General features: G+C 65.2%; 18 protein-coding genes. 6 read left to right on the forward strand and 12 right to left on the reverse strand.

Features of this window, described 5'->3' with window-relative positions; genetic code table 11:
- Window positions 1–2: 2 nt before the first annotated feature.
- Together NXY83_RS19975 and NXY83_RS19980 are read right to left on the reverse strand one after the other, a co-directional pair.
- Window positions 3–461: a hypothetical protein gene (locus NXY83_RS19975; protein ID WP_258803926.1), complete on the reverse strand. Its 459-nt coding sequence runs from the start codon at window positions 459–461 to the stop codon at window positions 3–5.
- Window positions 458–3,727, reverse strand: coding sequence for an efflux RND transporter permease subunit (locus tag NXY83_RS19980; RefSeq protein WP_258803927.1), 3,270 nt, complete (start codon window positions 3,725–3,727; stop codon window positions 458–460). Before NXY83_RS19980 ends, NXY83_RS19975 begins: the two co-directional genes overlap by 4 nt.
- A gap of 247 nt (window positions 3,728–3,974) precedes the next feature.
- Between NXY83_RS19980 and NXY83_RS19985 the strand changes: the two genes are divergently transcribed.
- A complete protein-coding gene (locus NXY83_RS19985; protein ID WP_258803928.1) occupies window positions 3,975–4,646 on the forward strand; it encodes a response regulator transcription factor in 672 nt (223 codons plus the stop codon).
- Window positions 4,647–4,718: 72 nt separating this feature from the next.
- Window positions 4,719–5,177: an Lrp/AsnC family transcriptional regulator gene (locus NXY83_RS19990; protein WP_258806366.1), complete on the forward strand. Its 459-nt coding sequence runs from the start codon at window positions 4,719–4,721 to the stop codon at window positions 5,175–5,177.
- On the opposite strand, the gene NXY83_RS19995 is transcribed toward NXY83_RS19990, so the two are convergent.
- Window positions 5,178–5,633 carry an Lrp/AsnC family transcriptional regulator gene (locus tag NXY83_RS19995; protein ID WP_258803929.1) on the reverse strand — a complete coding sequence of 152 codons (456 nt, stop codon included), beginning with the start codon at window positions 5,631–5,633 and terminating at the stop codon, window positions 5,178–5,180.
- Between the two features lie 106 nt (window positions 5,634–5,739).
- Between NXY83_RS19995 and NXY83_RS20000 the strand changes: the two genes are divergently transcribed.
- Window positions 5,740–6,387 carry a LysE family translocator gene (locus NXY83_RS20000; RefSeq protein ID WP_258803930.1) on the forward strand — a complete coding sequence of 216 codons (648 nt, stop codon included), beginning with the start codon at window positions 5,740–5,742 and terminating at the stop codon, window positions 6,385–6,387.
- Here the strand turns inward: NXY83_RS20000 and NXY83_RS20005 are convergent.
- A complete protein-coding gene (locus tag NXY83_RS20005) occupies window positions 6,384–7,361 on the reverse strand; it encodes a hypothetical protein (RefSeq protein ID WP_258803931.1) in 978 nt (325 codons plus the stop codon). The two genes, NXY83_RS20000 and NXY83_RS20005, sit on opposite strands and share 4 nt — an antisense overlap.
- 154 nt (window positions 7,362–7,515) lie before the next feature.
- On the opposite strand from NXY83_RS20005, the gene NXY83_RS20010 reads away from it, so the two are divergent.
- A complete protein-coding gene (locus tag NXY83_RS20010) occupies window positions 7,516–7,722 on the forward strand; it encodes a hypothetical protein (RefSeq protein ID WP_258803932.1) in 207 nt (68 codons plus the stop codon).
- A 31-nt stretch (window positions 7,723–7,753) separates the two neighbouring features.
- Here the strand turns inward: NXY83_RS20010 and NXY83_RS20015 are convergent, their stop codons facing one another.
- The 5 genes from NXY83_RS20015 to NXY83_RS20035 form a co-directional block, all read right to left on the reverse strand.
- Window positions 7,754–8,128, reverse strand: coding sequence for a nuclear transport factor 2 family protein (locus NXY83_RS20015; protein WP_258803933.1), 375 nt, complete (start codon window positions 8,126–8,128; stop codon window positions 7,754–7,756).
- A 39-nt stretch (window positions 8,129–8,167) separates the two neighbouring features.
- Complete coding sequence (locus NXY83_RS20020) at window positions 8,168–8,671, reverse strand: DUF456 domain-containing protein (RefSeq protein WP_258803934.1); 504 nt, start codon at window positions 8,669–8,671, stop codon at window positions 8,168–8,170.
- A gap of 95 nt (window positions 8,672–8,766) precedes the next feature.
- Window positions 8,767–9,966, reverse strand: a complete 1,200-nt coding sequence (locus tag NXY83_RS20025; RefSeq protein ID WP_258803935.1) for an NAD(P)-dependent malic enzyme — start codon at window positions 9,964–9,966, stop codon at window positions 8,767–8,769.
- A gap of 285 nt (window positions 9,967–10,251) precedes the next feature.
- On the reverse strand, window positions 10,252–10,860 hold the full coding sequence (locus NXY83_RS20030) for a TetR/AcrR family transcriptional regulator (protein ID WP_258803936.1): 609 nt from the start codon (window positions 10,858–10,860) through the stop codon (window positions 10,252–10,254).
- A 138-nt stretch (window positions 10,861–10,998) separates the two neighbouring features.
- Complete coding sequence (locus NXY83_RS20035) at window positions 10,999–12,285, reverse strand: MFS transporter (RefSeq protein ID WP_258803937.1); 1,287 nt, start codon at window positions 12,283–12,285, stop codon at window positions 10,999–11,001.
- 121 nt (window positions 12,286–12,406) lie between these two features.
- Here NXY83_RS20035 and rraA point away from each other — a divergent pair, with 121 nt between their 5' ends.
- Both rraA and NXY83_RS20045 read left to right on the forward strand, forming a co-directional pair.
- Window positions 12,407–12,904: a ribonuclease E activity regulator RraA gene (gene rraA / locus NXY83_RS20040; protein WP_258803938.1), complete on the forward strand. Its 498-nt coding sequence runs from the start codon at window positions 12,407–12,409 to the stop codon at window positions 12,902–12,904.
- A gap of 245 nt (window positions 12,905–13,149) precedes the next feature.
- Window positions 13,150–14,589 carry a sugar porter family MFS transporter gene (locus tag NXY83_RS20045; protein ID WP_258803939.1) on the forward strand — a complete coding sequence of 480 codons (1,440 nt, stop codon included), beginning with the start codon at window positions 13,150–13,152 and terminating at the stop codon, window positions 14,587–14,589.
- Here the strand turns inward: NXY83_RS20045 and NXY83_RS20050 are convergent.
- The 3 genes from NXY83_RS20050 to NXY83_RS20060 all read right to left on the reverse strand — a co-directional run bounded on the left by NXY83_RS20050 (window position 14,586) and on the right by NXY83_RS20060 (window position 18,546).
- A complete protein-coding gene (locus NXY83_RS20050; protein WP_397427538.1) occupies window positions 14,586–15,110 on the reverse strand; it encodes a GNAT family N-acetyltransferase in 525 nt (174 codons plus the stop codon). The two genes, NXY83_RS20045 and NXY83_RS20050, sit on opposite strands and share 4 nt — an antisense overlap.
- Before the next feature lie 209 nt (window positions 15,111–15,319).
- Window positions 15,320–16,483 (reverse strand): mannitol-1-phosphate 5-dehydrogenase, encoded by a 1,164-nt coding sequence (locus NXY83_RS20055; protein ID WP_258803941.1) that lies wholly within the window; start codon window positions 16,481–16,483, stop codon window positions 15,320–15,322.
- Window positions 16,483–18,546, reverse strand: coding sequence for a PTS mannitol transporter subunit IICBA (locus NXY83_RS20060; RefSeq protein WP_258803942.1), 2,064 nt, complete (start codon window positions 18,544–18,546; stop codon window positions 16,483–16,485). Before NXY83_RS20060 ends, NXY83_RS20055 begins: the two co-directional genes overlap by 1 nt.
- Window positions 18,547–18,610: the final 64 nt, after the last annotated feature.

Consider the following 18,610-nt stretch of genomic DNA (forward strand, 5'->3'; position numbering starts at 1 on the left):
GGTCAGTGCGCCGTATCCAGTTCAGCACCCAGAAGTTCGGCCGCCCCTACAGTCACGATTTTGGTTCCAGGTTGGGGTCCGCTTGCCAGCTTCACGGTCGGAGCCTCGATCCGTTCAACCGCTACGGGTGCCCGGACGAACACCAACGGCTCGGGGTTGGTGTAGACCCAGGTGCCGCCGCTCGCGTCGTATATCAGGGCCGAATAGGGAACCTGGAGTTTATCTTCAACCGTCTCCACCGCGCCTGTGGTGATCCCCAGCCGTTCGGCAGCTCTCCCGGTCAACGTGATGCGGCTGACTTCCTGCCCTTCAACCTCCTCAAGGGTGGCGGCTTCGACCCCTGTCGCGGCCGGAGCCGCCTCAGGCACTTCGCCGCACGCGGCCACAGGACCACAGACCAGGCAAGCCATGACCAGGACGCCGAACAGGCGGCGCTTCCAAGGCACGTACGCAGTCGTCATGGCACTTCCGTTCTTTCAGCAAGCCCCGCAGCATCGGCGGGACCTTGTGGCTTCAGGGGATCCTCGTCCTCCGGTGTGCCGGTGCCAAACAGGATCAGGAGGGTTGGCAGGACAATCAGAACAAACAGCGCGTGCGTCACTAACCCGCCCCACACCACGATGGCCAGGGGCAGGATCGTTTCCCTGCCAACAGCTCCCCCGAGTACCACCAGGGGGATCAGGAATGCCGTGCTGACAACCGCAGCAATCACAAGCGGCACCAGCCGTTCCTGGGCTGCCTGCAAGATTGAGGAGCGCGAACCACCCCGCAGCTGGGCTTCCTCCCGCGCCTCCGCAGATACTGGATTGCTGGTCATGACCGGGGTTTGGGCACGCCGGACCAGCAGGATGGAGTCCCGCACAGCCATTCCGAACAGCGCAACGAAGGCAAGGAGAGTCACCAGGGAGCTGATGCCGCCCGTGAGGATTGCGCCCAGAACGCCGCCTACAAGGGCGAGGGGCAGCGCCAGGAATACAACCAGTGCCACCCGCCAGCTTCCCAGCGCGGTCTGCAGGAGGACCAGGATGCCGATCAGTGCTGCTCCCGCGACGGTCCAGACGAGTTGCACAGTGCTCTGTTGCTCGGAGTACCGGGATGGCACCTGCGCGTGATATTCCATTGGGAAATCAAGGTTGGCCAGCCCGGCGTTGACATCTGATGTGATGTCTCCGACGGACCTGCCATCCACCTGGGCCACCACATCTATGTGGCGGGAGGTGTCGGTGTGGGTGATAACCGACTCGTGTGGCGTTACCCGGACGTCGGCGACTTCACTGAGCCGCACATGGCCACCGTCCGGCTTGTCGATCAGCAACTCCTGGACACTTGTGAGGCTTGAACTGGTGGCCGGAGTACCCTTGACCACCACCTGGAACACTTTCTGCTGCTCGAAGAGGAAGCCCACGTCCACGCCCTGTAGCAGGGTGGCTGCTGCACGCCGCACATCGCCCGGTTTCACCCCGGCTTGCTGTGCCTTGTCCAGGTCAACTTCGATCTCTGCGATGGGTTGGAGCCGGGGAAGGGACAACTGCGGGTCAACCAAGCCGGCTGTGGAGGACATCATGTCCCTGACGTTTTCCGCGGTTTGGCGCAGGACCTGGGGATCCACCCCGAACACCCTGACCGAGAACTCATGTTGTGACCGGTTACGCTCCACGTCGAGCCGGTTTTGGCCGTAGGTAGCCACGCCGCCGCGGATCCCGGGGTAGCCTGCCACGACTTCATTGACCGCTTCGGTGACACTTGAGTAATCAGCGTCCGCTTCCATGGTGACCCAGAGTTCCCCCGAATTCGGCCCCACCACCCGGTCCGAGGTGATGGCGCGCCCCACGTGTCCGCCTACGTTGGCGACTCCCGGCAGGGTGGTCAATTCCTTGCTGGCAAGGGCCGATATCCGGCCCATCTCACCGTTGGACGTTCCTGCCAGTCCATCCCACTGCACCAGCAGGATCCGGTCCTGAAGTGCAGTTACCGAGGGCTGGCCGGTGGCGAGCAGCGGTATACCGGCTGCGGCAGCCACTGCAAACAAAGCGGCTGCAGCCACCACCCACCGGGACTTGGCGGCGGACCTTTCAACCGCTTTCCGGGTCCCTTCCCTGATCTTGCCCGGCCATCGCGGCGGCTGCCCCTCGCCGGCCATGAACGTGAGGGCCAAAGCCGGGGTCAGGAGCCAGGCGATGAGCAGGGCGACGGCGAGTGCCAGCAGGAAGGACAGAACCAGGGGGACGAAAAGAGCCCGGTTTACCCCCGTCAGGAACAGCACGGGCAGCAGGACGAGCGCCATGGTAAGTCCGGCGAAGACAATTGCATTCCGGGTCTGCTGGAGGGCTGCGGTTATCAGTGCCAGCCTCGGCTCCGCCTTCACCCCGGACCCGCTCAAACCGTCCTCCGTGTTGCCCCTGTCCCTGCCGTCGACGGCCGCTGGCAGGCCGGAATCCGACGAAAGCTCCCGCCGTCGTCGCAGCCCATTCAGGTCGGTCACGAGGTCGGTCACAACCACAACCAAAGCCAGAACCAGTCCGGCAAAGACCAGAACATTCAGCCCGATTCCCACCACCGACAGCATGAGGAAAGCGGCCGCCGTGGACACTGCCAGGACAATCAAACCCACAAGGGCCGTCCGCCAGGACTTGAACAAGAGTCCCAGGAGGAGGGCAGCCAACAACAGGCCGACAAGGAAGCCCGTTCCCAGGTTCTGCAACGCGGACTCAAGGAAGGATGCAGGCCGGTAGACACTGGTGTCGACGTTGATTCCCGAAAGGCCTGGTTTCAAGTCCTCCAGTGCCGCTTCCAGCGCTGCCGTGATCTCAGCCGTATTGGCCTCAGGAAACTTCTCGATGACCAGCATGAGGGCGGGGTCCTCGTCCACCACTGCATCGCCGATGAGCGGCTGGTGGTATTCCCGGACTGTTGCCACATCGCCCAGTACCAGCGGCGGACCTGTCACGTTCTCGACGCTGACCTTCGCCAAGTCGCTGGGGGTGGTGATCGGCAGGACATGCTGGATCCCAAGCCGCTGGTTCTCGGTCTCCAGGAAGCCGCCGGTTCCCGGTGTTGAGGCCTGGAGGAAAGTCAGAGGTGATACCCATACTGCGTTACCCGTTGTCCGGATTACCTGGTTGAGTGTTACCCCGCGGGCCTGGAGCGCTTGAGGGTCCACTTCCACCTGCATCTGCTGCTCACGCTGGCCCCAGATCGAAAGGTTTGCAACTCCGGGCACACCCATCAGGCGGGGCCTGATATTCCATCTGGCAAGGACGGACATGTCGATGAGCGGAACTTCCGACGACGACAGCCGGACCATCATCACCCTGCTGGTGGAGGACTTCGGCTGCATCAGGACCGGAGGGGTGGAAACTTTGGGCAGTGAATGGGCCTGGACCAGGCGCTCGGCAACAAGTTGGCGCGCCCGGGGCAAGTCGGTGCCCGGTTCGAAAAGCAGCTGGATGGACGAAAGGCCTGGCACGGACTGCGACCGGATCTCGTCCAGATATGCGACGCCGTTAAGGAAGTCCACTTCCATGGGGGACGTGATGAATTGTTCAACTTCAAGCGCGGACAGTCCAAGGGCTTCGGTCTGGATCTCGACTTGGGCGGGTTCAAATTCAGGCAAGGCGTCCATGGAGGACCTGGGGTAGTACCAGATTCCCATCGCTATTATTGCTGCAGCCAACGCCAGGATCAGCAGGCGGAACTGGAAACTCCATCGTGCAAATACACCGGTCATCGCTCTTCCAAGCTGCAGGTGGGGGCCTAGTAGGCAGTGATCTAAGCTTCCCGCCGTGCAGAACGGGCAAACAGTCCCCACGTTAGTCAGGTGCACCCCCAAAATAGGGGGCGAGTAGGCCCGGAAAGGGGGCCTGTGACCTATACAAGGGGGCTTGGGCGGAGCATAATTCGCAATAACGAGCTTGATGGTGACGCCTACTAATACGCTTCCTGTGCGTATGGTCCGGGTGATTGGGGATATGGCAATGACCGCAGAAGCTCTTGCCGAGGGAGCCCGCACGAGTGTCCTGGTCATCGACGACCACACCTCGTTTGCAGAACTGCTGACGTTGGCGCTGGACCGCGAACCCGACCTTCAGGGACTGGGTTTTGCCAGGAACGCCGCGGTAGGCGTGCGGATGTGCCGCGCCCTTCAGCCGGATGTGGTGGTCATGGGCGGCGGCCAGCGGGAGGACCTGGGGCCGGCGATTGCTGCAGAAATCGTTGCTGCTGTGCCGGGAACACGAGTGGTGATGTTGGCCAACCAGCCGACGAGGCAGGGCCTGGCGCAGGCCGCCGCGGCCGGTGCTTCCGCCTTTCTGGCCAAGGACACGCCCCTGACCGCGCTCCTTGGTACGGTGCGGCATTCCCACCCCGGGATAATCGAGGTTGACCCGCAGATTCTGGCGGCCTTCGCAGAGCAGGTCCAGCCGCCTGTCCAGGTGCCAGCCGTGCCATTGCTGACCAAGCGGCAGATGGACGTGCTGCGCCTGATGGCGGAGGGTAAGGACGTTCGATCGAATGCGAAGACCCTGGGGATCTCCCAGAACACCTGCCGTGGCTATGTGAAGGCCATCCACGCCCGGCTGGGAGTCCACTCGCAACTCGAAGCAGTAGTGATTGCCCGCCGGTTGGGCCTTCTGGCCCCCGGCCGATAATGTAGGCCCGGGCTGATCTGTCCGCGCTGTGAGCCTAAGCGAGAGGACGGAATCCGGAGGGAAAGGGTGGCTGTGCAGAAACTGGACGGTACAGACAAGCGCATCCTGAAGGCCTTGGACGACGACCCGCGCATTCCCATCATGGTGCTGGCCCAGCGATTGGGGTTGGCACGCGGAACAGTGCAGTCACGGCTGGAGCGGATGACGGCGTCAGGCGCCCTCCGGCCCAACAGCAGCAGGGTGCTTCCCGCCGCACTGGGACGCGGTGTGGCAGCTTCCGTCAGCGCCGAACTGGACCAGAGCCATCTCAACGAGGCCATTGCCGCCCTCCGGAAGATTCCGGAGGTCCTCGAATGCCATGCGCCGGCCGGGGACACCGACCTCCTGATACGGGTAGTAGCCGCCAGCCCGGATGATCTCTACCGCGTCTCGGAGGAAATCAGGCTTTGCCCGGGCATTGTCCGTACTTCCACCAGCATGTTCCTCCGTGAAGTTATTCCCTACCGCACCACCGGGCTGCTTGACGGCTGACTAGACGGGCGGGCCCACGTTCGACTTCAGGTTCTTCATCACCAGTGTGGACGTCAGGCGTTCCACCCCGGGCAGGGACGTCAGCTCGGCGTCGTAGAAGCGCTGGTAGGACGGCAGGTCCTCTGAGATGACCTTCAGCAGGTAGTCCGGCGAGCCGAACAGCCGCTGCGCCTCCACGATGTTGGGATGGTCCGTCACCCGGTTCTCGAAGATCTCCATGGTGGGCCTGTCCACCTGCCGGAGCGTGACGAACACAATGGCCTCAAAACCCAAGCCCACGGCCGCGGGGTCGATGTCCGCTTTGTACCCGCGGATCACCCCTGACTGTTCCAGGTCGCGCAGCCGCCGATGGCAAGGGGCCACCGTCAGGCCCACCTTGGCAGCGAGAGCAGTGGCAGTCATCCGGCCGTCTTCTTTGAGGTAGCGCAAGATATTTCTATCAATATGGTCAAGCACGCAATAATCCTACTGCCATTGCAGCAGGGCGGGCGAAAAAGGGACAGCACTTCCCGGCTGAAAGTCCCTAAGGTTTCTCCTGAGACATCCGTTGACAGGAGAACCCATGAATCCGGAGCTGTTCCTGGCCTTCGTGCTGGTAGCCGCCGCCCTGGCCTGCACGCCGGGCGTGGACTGGGCATACTCCATCACGGCCGGTCTTCGGCAGCGCAGCTTCGTCCCGGCGGTGGCAGGGCTCTGCGGCGGCTACGTCCTCCATACCGTCCTGCTGGTGGCCGGCCTGGCCGCCGTGCTGACCGGAATGCCGCATGTCCTGGCGTGGATCACGCTGGCCGGCGCCGGCTACCTGATGTGGCTGGGCGTCAGCACGCTCCGCTCCTGGCGCGGCGCCTCCTTCAGCGTGGCAGACGCCGCGGGAGGCCGTGACGCCACGCAGCTTCGCACATTCCTGCAGGGCATGGGCACCAGCGGGATCAATCCCAAAGGCCTGCTGTTCTACGTGGCGCTGATCCCGCAGTTCGTCAGCGCGGAGGCATCCTTGCCGGTACCTGTTCAGTCCGGCCTCCTGGGCATGACATTCGTGGCCCTGGCCGGCGCGGTCTACACTGCCGTCGCGCTGCTCTCGCGCACCCTGCTGCAAAGCCGGCCGGGGGCAGCGCGCGCTGTCACCTTTGCCAGCGGCATCATCATGGTGGTCCTGGGTGTGGTCCTGGTCAGCGAGCAGGTTCTGCCGCTGCTGGCCCTGGCGGATTAGTCCCCGCTGAGCTTTTTCCAGTCCTGTTCCCAGATCCGGCGCATCTCTTCGTCCTTGCGGATGGGGACAGGGGCCGCAATCTCCCGCTGCGGTTCGGGATCCGGCCGGCGCCGGCCCCAGTCGCGGGGGTTCAGCGACCGCCGGCTGGACTCGAGGACCAGCAGGGCCCTGTCGGTCAAGGCGTCGTTCCGGAGCGCGAGGTGAGTTTTACGCCGCCGCAGGACCTCCGCGATGGCCTGGTGGGCGGCCTCATACCGCCCTTCCCGGCGGAGGGCGCGGGCCCGGACCAGCAACAGCGCGGCGGATAGGTCGTCCGCGTTCAGCAATCCCTCGGTCCAGTCGATCACCGTACGGCTTCGGCCCAGCGTCAACGCAATCGAACAGCGCGCCAGGGCCATAGGAAGCGACGGCGGCAGGCCGGTCAGGGCGTCCAGCGCCGCTTCCGTGCGGCCGGTTTCGCGCAGTGAATGGGCCAGCGCCAGGAACACCGACTCCTCGCTGAAGAGGACGGGTACCTCCACGCGTTCGGCGAGTTCAATGTGCGTGACGATCCTGGTGAGGTACGTGGACGAGTAGCGGTTCGCTTCGTCGTCGTTCCTGGTGGTGAGCCCCCGCTGCAGGAGCTCCGAGGCACGCAGGTACCCGCCGTGCTTGTAGGCAAGCAGCCCGGCCATCAGGTAGCACAGCCCCGCCCACCCCGGATAGGCGCGGGCCAGGGTGATCAGCCGTTCGGGTTCCCGGCTGGTAAAGATGGCCTCGTGGACAGCCTTGGCCGGCTTGGGCAGGAGCAGCTTCAGGCGGGGGATGTCCCCGTCGACGGACAGCAGCGCGGGGTTCCTTCCTCCCAGCACGCCGGTGAGAAGGCCGCCCACTCCCCCGGCAAGGTCATGGACCGGTGTGCGCAGCTGCGCCTGGCCGAAGGGGGTGAGGTCCCGGCTGTCCCAATAGATAGGTGCAGTATCCCCGGCGGTCATCTTTCCATGTTAACCGGGACGGTGGCCGGGCGTTGGCAGCCGGGCCCGGCCTGCAAGGACCTCCGAAAAATTCCGCTGGCCCTTGTTCACGCCAGCATCTTCGGGAAAGGTGATAAGCACCCTTAGCAATCTAAAGATACCCAAGGAGAGTGCCATGCAAATCGACAAGTCCCAGATCCTCGAGCTCCTCAAGTCCCGGGGTGACCACAACAAGGCAGCGCAGGCTGAGGGCGAACTGCCCGACCAGGTGGATACGGACCAGCACGCGGACCTGCTGTCGAAGTTCGGCATCAACCCTGCGGACCTGCTCGGCAAGCTTCCTGGCGGGCTGGGCGACAAGCTGGGCGGCCTCGGCCTTTAGGCGGTCCGGGCCAGGAACTGCGGGCGTCAGGTCACGCCCGTTCCATGAACCATTCGGTGAAGGAGCTGGCGCGGCCGGACGGGTCAAACCGCACCACCCAGAGGTTGTCGTAGGTGGGGCGGTCACCCGAATACGTGGTGACCGCCTGGACAAAGGCTGTATCGCCGTCGGTTCCCAGCAATTCCCAGCGAAACGTCCAGTCTTCCGGCTCGTCCCGTTCGGCCAGCCAGCCTTCCACGATCCCGTCCCGGCCAAGCCAGGGGTCCGGGTCATTGGGCCGTGTCTCGTAGCGGGCGTCCGGTGCGAACAGGGCGCGGATGTCCTCAGGTTCATTGCTGGTCCAGGCGGCCTGGTACTTCTCCATCCACACCGGAACGTGCCGGCGCACTGCCAAGGGCTCGGTCATGTCCCCGTTCTACGCCCAAGGCCGGCGGGCTGCAACCACTTAGCCGCTGGCGGCTGCGATCCACACCCCGATGACCCATGTGCTGGCCGCAAGGCAGGCGAGCCCGAACTCGGCGAGCATCCCCAGTCCGGTTGCCTTGAGGGCCGCCCAGCTGGACGTTGCAGCGGTGCCGATGTTGCGGGTGCGGAGAAATTCGCTGAGCAGCAGGCCCGCGGCAAAGCCGACGAAGAGCCCCACCACGGGGATGACGAACATGCCCACCACGCCCGCCACCAGGGCAATCGCAATGCTGCGGCTGGGAATCGCGTGTTCCTTCAGCTTCCTGCCCGTCAGTACGGCACTGGCGGCCATCCCGGCCGCGACGAACAGCATGGCCACTGCAAAGACCACCCAGCCGGCAGTCCCCGCGCCGCCCCAGATGGCCCAGGCGAGCAGGCCGGCTCCGATCAGGATGCTGCCCGGTAGGACCGGGATGACGGTTCCCGCCACGCCCACCAGGATTGCCAGGCCGCACAGGACGGTCACCACGGTCTCGGAGTTCATGGACCCAGTTTAGGAGGAAAGCCGTTTAACCCCCGACGGCGGCGCCTCCTTTCGAAGGAGGCGCCGCCGTCGTTATTTCCACAGGCGAAGGGCAGTTACTCCGCTTCCACCGCGGCGGCGACGGCCGCCGTGACCGCGGGGGCAACCCTCGGATCCAGCGGGCTGGGGACGATGTAGTCCGCAGACAGGTCCTCGGCCGCAAGCTCGGCAATGGCCTTCGCGGCGGCCAGTTTCATGGCGGGGGTGATGCGGCGGGCCCCGGCGTCCAGCGCACCGCGGAAGATGCCGGGGAAGGCGAGGACGTTGTTGATCTGGTTGGGGAAATCACTGCGGCCGGTGGCGACCACGGCGGCGTACTTCGCGGCCACTTCGGGCAGCACTTCGGGATCCGGGTTGGAGAGGGCGAACACGATGGAGTCCTGGTTCATCAGCGCCAGGTGCTCCTCGTCCAGCTTCGAGGAGGAGACTCCGATGAAGACATCCGCGCCGGCCAGCGCCTCGGCCGGTCCGCCGGTCACGCCGCGGGGGTTGCTGCGGACGGCGACTTCGGCTTTCTTGCTGGTGGTATCCGCGGCCAGGTCCGCACGGACGCTGTTGATGACGCCCCTGGAATCCAGCAGGACGACGTCGGTGATGCCGGCCGCCAGCAGGATTTCGGCGACGGCGATGCCCGCGGCACCGGCACCGGAAACCACGACGCGAAGGCCTTCCAAAGCGCGGCCGGTGACCTTGGCGGCGTTGGTCAATGCGGCCAGGGCCACCACTGCGGTGCCGTGCTGGTCATCGTGCATGACGGGGCAGTCCAGGGCGTCGATGAGCTTCTCCTCGAGTTCGAAGCAGCGCGGGGCGGCGATGTCCTCGAGGTTGACTGCGCCGAAGCTCGGGCGGAGGCGGACCAGGGTTTCCACGATTTCATCAACGTCGCTGGTGTTGATGACCAAAGGGATGGAGTCGAGGTCGCCAAAGGTTTTGAACAGCGCGGACTTGCCTTCCATGACGGGCAGGGAGGCGCTGGCACCGATGTTGCCCAGGCCCAGAACGGCCGTACCGTCGCTGACCACAACGACCAGCCGCTCGGCCCAGGTGAGTGTGCGTGCAAGTTCGGGCTGCCTGTAAATGGCCCTGCTGACCTCGGCCACGCCGGGCGTGTAGGCGATGGAGAGGTCGCGCTTGTTGGACAGCGGGACCGTGCTGGTGATGGACAGCTTGCCGCCCTTGTGGGCGTCGAAGATCTCGGCTTCGCTCAGTGCGGCGGCAGCGGAATTGTCGATGGCTGTAACTGCGTCAATGGACACGTCGTTGTCTCCTGGTGCTTGCCGTGCACGCACGGCACATGGGGCCCGAGCCCGGGCGGACTTAGGGCAGTGGAAATGGTGCGAACAGGAAACCCAGGGGTGGCGGGTCCGGGGAAAAGCAGGGGATGTTCACTCCCTGTTGCTCCGTGGACCCATGGTAGGAGGCGGAAACGGGGGCCGAGGACGACTTGATGGGGGAAGGGCTTGCCAAAACGTTTCTTCGGGGATCCGGTGACGCACACCACTACATAAAGGCCTATTTATTGGTGAATTGGACTAGACCGGTTACGCGCTCTGGTGAAGTGTGAACCCTGCTTCAACACCCGGAGAGAGGCAGGCACAGGCCTTTTTCAGGTCTTCTTGGGCTTCGAAGAGGGACAACCGGCGGTTCCGCACGGACTGGACCAGACCAGTGACGGTCAGCAGCAGAATCCTGGCCGCCGCCGCGTCGCCGGAAGCAGCGGCCACCACCTTCTCGCTAAGCGCGTCAATCTCCCGCAGGAGTGCGGTGGTGTCGCGGTCCGGAAGGTAGACGCCCCGGCTCAGGCACTGCTCCACGGCGGGCTGCATGACCCTCATGTGGAAGATTTCCATGACAAGTCCCGCCAGGGCACGGCCCCGGAAGCGGGCCGGGGCAGTCCGCGCGCCCGCCTGCAGCTCATCGAGCTGATGGCGATAGAGGGCGAGCATGAGGTGTGTGGGGGAAGGAAAGTACCGGTAGAGCGTGCCCAGCGGCACATCGGCCGCGGCCGCCACCTCCGGGAGATCCACCGAGTCCAGTCCCTTTCGGGCAAATCCCGCCGCCGATTCCAGGATGCGGGTATAGCGGAGCCGCTGGCGCGGAGCGGAAGGCCTTGCGGCCATGGGCGGATGGTCTGAAATGGTCGCGGGCATCAGCATTCCGGGGTTGTGTTCCTATGGTGCAGCAGCCAGGAGCGTCCCCATCCCGAACCGCCTGCAGTCCGGTTCAACTATACGCCACGGTACTGTGCCGTCATTCGTCAGGGGGCTTGCTTCCTGCCCTCCCGCAGGTCAGCGGACACTCTTGATTTTCACGACGAAGACCGCCCCCAGCAACCCGATGACGGCGGCAGTGATGAACAGCGACACGTAGCCGCCCGCATACCGGACGGCCACGAACGCCAGGGCCGGGGCCACCACCTGCGGCAGGGAGTTGGCCACGTTGATGACGCCCATGTCCTTTCCACGGTCGACAGCCTTCGGCAGCACCTGGGTGAGCAGCGCGAAGTCGACGGCGAGGTAGGCGCCGAAGCCGATACCCAGGACAGCAGCACCGGCCAGAGCTCCCGGCCAGACGGGGAAGAAGGCCAGGATGAGGCCAGCCATGGCAATCGTGGCCGAGGAGCCGATAACAAAGGGCTTGCGCCTGCCCACCCTGTCACTCCACGGTCCTGCCACCACCGCAGTAACCATCACCATCACCGCATAGATGCCGGTAAGGACAAGGACGCCCGTTTCCGGGCTTTCGTGCTTGAGGATATCCCGGAGGAAAAAGAGCAGGTACACGATGGTCAGCTGGTTGCCCACGTTCACCAGGAAACGCGTGAACCAGGCCCACCCGAAGTCCGGATACAGCCGCGGGCTGATCCAGAAACTGCGGGCAAATGCCTTCAGCCGGAACACCGGCCGCGCACCCCTGGGCAAAACGGGATCGTTGCGGTGGAACAGGTACGGCAGCACGGACAGCAGCAGGGCGGCGGCGCACAGCCAGTAGCCCACCATGAAATTTCCGGCCACCACAGCGCCGAACACCGCGCCGGTCAGGATCCCCAGCGTCTGGCCCATGGCCGCCAGGCCACCCACTCCCCCGCGCTGCTTCACCGGAACCCGGTCAGGGACGGCGGCAGTGATGGCGGCGTACGCTGCATTTGCCCCGAGCTGGAGGAGGCACCAGAAAAGCACCATCAGGGCCACAGATGCAGCTCCGGACATGGCCAGGAGCGCGGCAGTGCCCAGCACGGCACCAGCAAGGACCCATGGTGTGCGGCGGCCGAAGCGGGATGTGGTGCGGTCCGAGAGGGCTCCGAACAGCGGGTTGGCCACCAGGGACACCGCAGCACCGCACGCCGTGACCAGGGAGAGGATGGCTTCCTTGTTGGGCGCATCGATGCTGATCGCCTGCTGGCCGATCAAGACGTTGATGGGACCAAAGAACGCGGCGTTGATGCCCACGTTCACCAGCACCAGACCGGTAACCCAGCGCGCGGTGACCTTCCGCGTGGGCTCGGCGAGCGCCGCTGTCGGACCGTCCTGCCCGGCGTCGTGGTCCAGGGGAGCGGGAGTATCGGACAGGCTCATGACGTGTTCCCCCGGGTACGGCTGATTGGCGACGGAATCAGACTATCGTGGGCGGTACCGGGCCGCCTTGTCTACGGCGGCCGGACCATCCACAGCGGTAGCCCGAGCATCGAGGAGAACCATGAGCGCAGCGTCAACTCCGGCGGAATGCACCGCCGTCAACACCGCAGACCTCTACGACGAGCGCGGCGACGAACTGGCATCGGTGCCGCTGCAGTTCCAGTCCCTGGGCGGCCGTTCACACTTCAGCGGGCAGGTCCGCACCATCCGCTGCTTCCAGGACAACGGCCTGGTGAAGTCCACCCTGGCAACCCCGGGCAACGGCAACGTGCTGGTGGTGGACGGCGGCGGCTCACTGGGGACAGCCCTGATGGGGGACATGATCGCCGAAAGCGCCGTGGCGAACGGCTGGGCCGGCGTCGTTATCAACGGAGCAATCCGGGACCGCGAGGCGATCGCGGCACTGGACCTCGGCGTGAAAGCACTGGGCAGCAACCCGAAGAAGAGTGCCAAGGCCAGCGCCGGCGAGGTGGACGTGGACGTGGTGATCGACGGGGTGACCATCCGGACCGGGGCCATGATCTGGTGCGACCCGGACGGCATCCTCGTGGAGCGCTGACTACCTCACCGCAGGAATGCGCTCCGGTTCCGGCCTCGTGACCGGCCACGCAGTAGCTGAAGACGACGACGGCGGCGCATCCCGCCGTCGTCGTCTTTCCGTTGTGGGGCGCATGTTGCCCAAGTGGAACCGCGGCCGGTGACGTGCCACACTGTTTACCGCGTGTGCGCCGGCCATCTGGACCGGTACCGCAGCCGACGACGTCCGCACCGCATCCATCAGACCCCCCAAACCCAGGGAGAACCATGCCCACTGCACAGGAGCAGACGACCGCCCGGATACCGCAGCGGGTGATCTGGCTGGCCCTCGCAGGGGCGGTGGGCGGATTCCTCTTCGGCTTCGATTCTTCCGTGGTCAACGGCGCAGTGGATGCGATGAAGGATGAGTTCGCCCTCTCCGAAGCCCTGACCGGCTTCGCCGTTGCCATTGCCCTGCTGGGCTGTGCCGCCGGCGCCTACCTCGCAGGCAAGCTGGCCGACCGGTACGGGCGCATCCCCGCCATGAAGCTCGGCGCGCTGCTCTTCCTGGTCAGCGCCCTGGGCACCGGGTTCGCCTTCAATGTGTGGGACCTGATTTTCTGGCGGCTGGTGGGCGGGCTCGGGATCGGCCTGGCGTCCGTGATTGCTCCGGCGTACATCTCCGAAATTTCGCCGCGCAAGGTCCGCGGCCGCCTGGCGTCGCTGCAGCAGCTCGCCATCACCACCGGCATCTTCGCCGCGCTCCTGTCCGATGCGCTGTTTGCCACCAGCGCCGGCGGCGCCGACCAGGCGTTCTGGCTGGGTATCGAGGCCTGGCGCTGGATGTTCCTGGCCGCTGCCCTCCCGGCCGTGGTGTACGGCTGGGTGGCGTACACGCTCCCCGAATCGCCCCGCTTCCTGATGTTCCTTGGCAAGGAGGACGAGGCACGCAAGGTGTTCGACTCGATCGCTCCGGCAGAGGACACCGACCGGCACATCCGCGAAATCCGGGACGCCATCGAGGAGGACAAGCTGGCCGGCCAGAAGGGCTCGCTGCGCGGCAGGACCTTCGGCCTGCAGGCAGTGGTCTGGGTGGGCATCATCCTCTCCGTCCTGCAGCAGTTCGTGGGAATCAACGTGATCTTCTACTACTCCACCACGCTGTGGAAGGCCGTGGGTTTCCAGGAGAAGGACTCGCTCACCATTTCCGTGGCAACCTCCGTCACCAACATCCTGGTCACCCTGGTGGCCATCGCCCTGGTGGACCGGATCGGGCGGCGGCCCATCCTGCTGGCCGGTTCCGTGGGCATGGCCGTATCCCTGGCCACCATGGCCCTGGCCTTCTCCTCCGCGGTCGGGTCCGGCGCCGGGATCACCCTGCCGGGCGCCTGGGGACCTGTCGCCCTGGTGGCCGCGAACGTGTTCGTGGTCAGCTTCGGTGCCTCATGGGGCCCGCTGGTGTGGGTGCTCCTGGGCGAGATCTTCCCGTCGCGGATCCGCGCCCGCGCACTGGGGCTGGCGGCCGCAGCCCAGTGGGTGGCGAACTTCGCCATCACGCTCAGCTTCCCGGTGATGGCAGCCGGTTCACTGGCGCTGACCTACGCGATGTACGCATTGTTCGCCGCGGCGTCCTTCTTCTTCGTCATGTTCAAGGTGCCGGAAACCAACGGGATGTCCCTGGAGCAGGCCGAGACACTTTTCGTGGCCAAAGGCTCCGCAAAGGTCTAGAGGGCGAGCTTCATGCCTTCATGGCTGGCCTCGAAGCCGAGCCGTTCATAGAACCTGTGGGCCGCGGTCCGGGTCTTGTGCGTGGTGAATTGCATCAGGGAGCAGCCCCGCCGCCGCGATTCCTCTATGCTCCACCGCACCATCAGTTCGCCGATGCCGCGGTTCCGGTGGCGCGCGTCCACCCGCACGCCTTCGATCTGCGAGCGCCAGGCGCCCTGGCGTGAGATGCCGGGCAGGAAGCTGAGCTGGAAGGTGGCAACAACGGAACCCTCCGCTCCCCCGGCCGGTACCAACTCCCCCACTATGAGCAGGTGGGCCGGGTCGGCGTCGATCGCTGCGAAGGCCTGCTCGTAGGGTGCCATGTCCGCCCCCGCTTCCCGCCCGGCACCCAGGGCGTCGTCAGCCAGCAAGCCCACGATGGCCGGCAGATCATCCCTGGTGGCGGGGCGGAGGCGGAAGGTTCCGCCGTCGACGTCGGCAGCAAGCAAGGGGGACGGGGCATCAAAGTTTGTGGTCACCACTCCAGCATTCCACGCGGAAAGTGGGAGAGCGTCTGGCTCAAAAGGGCGAAAGGTGGGAGAGCGTCGGAGTACTTCGTTGCCTCGTGGCCCTGAGCCAATAGGCAAGGGAAGGCTCACACGGCACGACGCCGGCACTTGGGGAAGTGCCGGCGTCGTACTTTTGCGGTGCGTCGCGCCTGTTGCAGGCCGTTCTGCCGGGAGGGACCAGGTCAGGCGGGGGTGCGCGCCTCCTCTGCCTGCCGTTCCTCCACGAGGGTGGAGACGGCGTTGAACAGCGGGTGGCCGGGCTCCAGCCCGGTGATCCTCGCCGTGGCATCCGCCGGGCTTGAGGATGCGAGGATGCCTGCCAGTTCCGTCGCTTCGGCGTCCGAGGGATCGTTGAAGCGCAGTGCAGCAGCAATGGCACCCAGGAGCGCTTCGGGCACCACGCCACGTTCGGCGAGCTGGGCAGCGGGCCCGATGAACCGCTCGTTCCGGCTGAGCTTCCGCAGCGGGGCGCGGCCCACCCGGGTCACCGTGTCCGGCAGGTACGGGTTGGAGAACCGGACCAGGATCTTCTGGACGTAGGCTTCCTGCTCATCGTTGCTGAAACCGTGCTTGGAAACCAGGAGCTGCTTGGTTTCCTCCAGGACCGCCCGGACGTCCTCTGCCACGTCCTGGTCGGCCATGGCGTCGGAAATCTTCTCCACCCCGGCCTCGAACCCGAAGTAGGCTGCGGACGCGTGGCCGGTGTTCACCGTGAACAGCTTCCGTTCGATGTATGGGGAGAGGTCATCCACGAACGTGGCGCCCGGGATGGCCGGGGCTGCCCCTGCAAAGGCGGTCCGGTCGATGACCCACTCGTAGAAGGTCTCCACCGTGACATCCAGGCCCTGCCCTGCTTCCTGGTTGGGCACGATCCGGTCCACTGCGGTGTTCGCGAACACCGCAGCGGACTGCAGGGCGCCAAGGGCGTCGTCCCACAACGCTGCGACCTCGTCCCGCAGGATATCGGTCGCGTTGATGGCGTTCTCGCAGGCCATCACCTGCAGCGGCACGAGCCCTGCTTCCCTGGCCGCGATGCCCTTGGCGATGGCCGGCGCAACGAACTTCAGGATGTGCGGACCCACCGCTGTGGTGACGATGTCCGCCGTCGCAATCTCCGCAATGAGCTCCGCTTCCTGCGTGTTGGAATTGAGGGCCCGGAAGTTGCTCACGTTCCGCACCGCCGGGTTCTCGCCCACCTCGTGCACGGCGTAGCTGTCCGCCTTGGCCAGCTGGGAAATGAGCTCCTCGGCGACGTCGGCGAACACCACCTCATAGCCGGCGTCGTGCAGGAGCAGGCCAACGAAGCCCCGCCCGATGTTCCCCGCACCAAAATGTACAGCCTTCACTATGCGTTGACCTTTCCGAAGAGCTCCAGGACCTCGTCCTCGGACGTGGCAGCCTCCAGCCGGGCCACCTGTTGCTTATCCGTGAAGACCTTCGCGATGGCGGACAGGATGTGCAGGTGTTCGTTGTTCACGCCGGCGACGCCCACCACGAACTTGACCTGCTTGCCGTTCCAGTCGATGCCTTCCGGATAGCGGATCACGGATACCGCGGACTTCCGGATGTGGTCCTTTGCCGCGTTGGTTCCGTGCGGGATGGCCAGGAAGCTGCCCATGTACGTGGACACCGATTCCTCGCGCTCATGCATGGCCGCAATGTAGTCCTCATCCACGGCGCCGCGGGCCAGCAGGAGCCTGCCTGCTTCGTCGATGGCAGCGTCCCGGGTGGTGGCGGAACCGTTGAGCACCACACTCTCCCGGGCCAGGATCTCGGAGCTGCCGGTTTGGCCGGTGCCGGGTGCTGCGTCCACCGGCGCGTCGGCGGCATGGGCGCCGTGGGCAGCGCCTGCCGCGGCTCCTGCGGCAGTGCCCACACCGGACCCGCTGCCCGGCGTCGCGTCGTCGGGCTCTGTTCCGATGCCACCCTCGGTATTGCTCTCCCGAACCAGCTCCACGATGTCGTCGTAGCGGGGGCTGTTCATGAAGTTGTCCACGGAGTAGTGCGCCGCGCTGGACGTGACGGGCTTGGCCCGTTCGGTGAGGTCCTGATGAGTGACCACAATGTCGTAGTCATCGCTGAGGTTGGCGATGGAGGCGTTGGTGACCTTCACATCCGGGAAGCCGGCAGCCTTGATCTTGTTCCGCAGGACGGAAGCTCCCATTGCGCTGGACCCCATGCCGGCGTCGCACGCAAACACGATGTTCTTGACGGGCCCGGCAAGGACAGCAGTGCCTGCGGTGCCTGCGCCGGTCAGGGCAGTGGAAACGGAGCTCTTCTTGCCCTTCATGGTTTCCATGCGGCTGGTGGCCGCGTTCAGGTCGCCCTCATCGCTGTGCCTGGTGGTCTTCATGATGATCGAGGCCACGAGGAAGGACACCACGGTGGCCAGCAGGACCGAGAGGATCACGCCGATATAGCTGTCCCGCGAGGTCTGGGCGAGCACCGCGATAATGGACCCCGGAGCCGCCGGTGCCACCAGGCCGGAGTTGGTGACGGCCAGCGTGGCGACCCCCGTCATCCCGCCTGCGATCGCGGCCAGGATCAGCAGCGGGCGCATCAGGACGTAGGGGAAGTAGATCTCGTGGATGCCGCCAAGGAAGTGGATGATCGCGGCGCCGGGTGCTGAAGCCTTCGCAGCACCACGTCCGAACAGCATGTAGGCGAGCAGGATACCGAAGCCCGGTCCGGGGTTGGCCTCGAGCAGGAACAGGATGGACTTGCCCTGGTCGAGCGATTGCTGGATGCCCAGCGGAGTCAGCACGCCGTGGTTGATGGCGTTGTTGAGGAAGAGCACCTTGGCCGGCTCGATAAAAATGCTGGTGAGCGGCAGCAGGCCGTTGTTCACCAGGAACTGGACGACGTTGCCTGCCGCCGTACTGAAGGCCGTGACCAGCGGGGAGATGCCATAGAAGCCAAGCATCGCAAGAAGCCCGCCCCAGATGCCGGCGGAAAAGTTGTTGACCAGCATCTCGAAGCCTGGGCGGATCTTGCCGTCCCAGATCGAGTCGATCTTCTTCATGGTCCAGCCGCCCAGCGGGCCCATGATCATGGCACCGATGAACATCGGGATTCCGGCACCCACAATCACGCCCATGGTGCCGATGGCGCCCACGACGCCGCCGCGGACGTCATAGACCATCCTGCCGCCGGTGTAGGCGATCAGGAGCGGCAGCAGGTAGGTGATCATCGGCCCCACCAGGCCGGTGTTCGCCACGCCGTCCGTCTCACCGAAACCGCCCAGCTGCGGAACAGGGAACCAGCCCTTCTCGATAAACAGCGCGGTGATGAGGCCCCAGGCAATAAAGGCGCCGATATTGGGCATGATCATGCCGGACAGGAATGTCCCGAACTTTTGCACGTGCACCCGCGCGCTGGTGCGGGGTTTTGCAACTGTCTCTGTTGCCATGTGATTTCCTAACCGTGTGTCCTGCTGCTCCGCAGGATGGTCTGTTACTTACGACGACGTACTG

Origin of the sequence: Pseudarthrobacter sp. NS4 (assembly GCF_024758005.1) — a bacterium.
GTDB lineage: Bacteria > Actinomycetota > Actinomycetes > Actinomycetales > Micrococcaceae > Arthrobacter.

Coding starts and splice junctions, on each gene's coding strand:
- NXY83_RS19975 (WP_258803926.1), bottom strand. CDS start 461: ATGACGACTGCGTACGTGCCTTGGAAGCGCCGCCTGTTCGGCGTCCTG.
- NXY83_RS19980 (WP_258803927.1), bottom strand. CDS start 3,727: ATGACCGGTGTATTTGCACGATGGAGTTTCCAGTTCCGCCTGCTGATC.
- NXY83_RS19985 (WP_258803928.1), top strand. CDS start 3,975: ATGACCGCAGAAGCTCTTGCCGAGGGAGCCCGCACGAGTGTCCTGGTC.
- NXY83_RS20000 (WP_258803930.1), top strand. CDS start 5,740: ATGAATCCGGAGCTGTTCCTGGCCTTCGTGCTGGTAGCCGCCGCCCTG.
- NXY83_RS20005 (WP_258803931.1), bottom strand. CDS start 7,361: ATGACCGCCGGGGATACTGCACCTATCTATTGGGACAGCCGGGACCTC.
- NXY83_RS20010 (WP_258803932.1), top strand. CDS start 7,516: ATGCAAATCGACAAGTCCCAGATCCTCGAGCTCCTCAAGTCCCGGGGT.
- NXY83_RS20015 (WP_258803933.1), bottom strand. CDS start 8,128: ATGACCGAGCCCTTGGCAGTGCGCCGGCACGTTCCGGTGTGGATGGAG.
- NXY83_RS20020 (WP_258803934.1), bottom strand. CDS start 8,671: ATGAACTCCGAGACCGTGGTGACCGTCCTGTGCGGCCTGGCAATCCTG.
- NXY83_RS20030 (WP_258803936.1), bottom strand. CDS start 10,860: ATGCCCGCGACCATTTCAGACCATCCGCCCATGGCCGCAAGGCCTTCC.
- NXY83_RS20035 (WP_258803937.1), bottom strand. CDS start 12,285: ATGAGCCTGTCCGATACTCCCGCTCCCCTGGACCACGACGCCGGGCAG.
- rraA (WP_258803938.1), top strand. CDS start 12,407: ATGAGCGCAGCGTCAACTCCGGCGGAATGCACCGCCGTCAACACCGCA.
- NXY83_RS20045 (WP_258803939.1), top strand. CDS start 13,150: ATGCCCACTGCACAGGAGCAGACGACCGCCCGGATACCGCAGCGGGTG.
- NXY83_RS20060 (WP_258803942.1), bottom strand. CDS start 18,546: ATGGCAACAGAGACAGTTGCAAAACCCCGCACCAGCGCGCGGGTGCAC.